The 444-nt window shown below is 43.2% G+C and carries 1 pseudogene; it reads left to right on the top strand.

Features of this window, described 5'->3' with window-relative positions:
* Positions 1–108: 108 nt before the first annotated feature.
* Positions 109–444: pseudogene (locus tag E0L37_RS21425) on the top strand (amino acid--tRNA ligase-related protein); the annotation flags it as partial.

Raw genomic sequence — 444 nt, 5'->3', positions numbered from 1 at the left:
AAATGTAGTCCCAAACTTGCGATAAAGGGAAGCAATGGCTGACCATAAGGGCGCGGGTCACAAGTGGCACAAAAAGAACGATAAGCAAAATAGGGTCAACCTGAGAACGGTGACATCAACGGTGGTAAAGGCGCAATTAAGAAGCCCGGAAAAGGTGACCTATACGTAGAAATGACAGAGTACGAGTTACTGACAAAGTCATTACGTCCGTTACCTGAAAAATTCCATGGTTTATCTGATCAAGAAACTAAATATCGTCAACGTTATGTTGATTTAATTACTAATGAAGCGACACGTGAAACCTTCCGTATTCGCTCAAAAGTTGTTGAAGGTATCCGTCGTTTCTTAGCAGATCGTGATTTCATGGAAGTTGAAACACCGATGCTACAAGTGATCCCAGGTGGTGCGTCTGCTCGTCCATTCGTAACACACCACAATGCACTT

Source organism: Alcanivorax sp. 24 (assembly GCF_004360225.1).
In the GTDB taxonomy this organism is placed as follows: domain Bacteria; phylum Pseudomonadota; class Gammaproteobacteria; order Pseudomonadales; family Alcanivoracaceae; genus Alloalcanivorax; species Alloalcanivorax xiamenensis.
The sequence above is the reverse complement of the archived record's forward strand: the minus strand, read 5'-3'. Positions and strand labels throughout refer to the sequence as shown.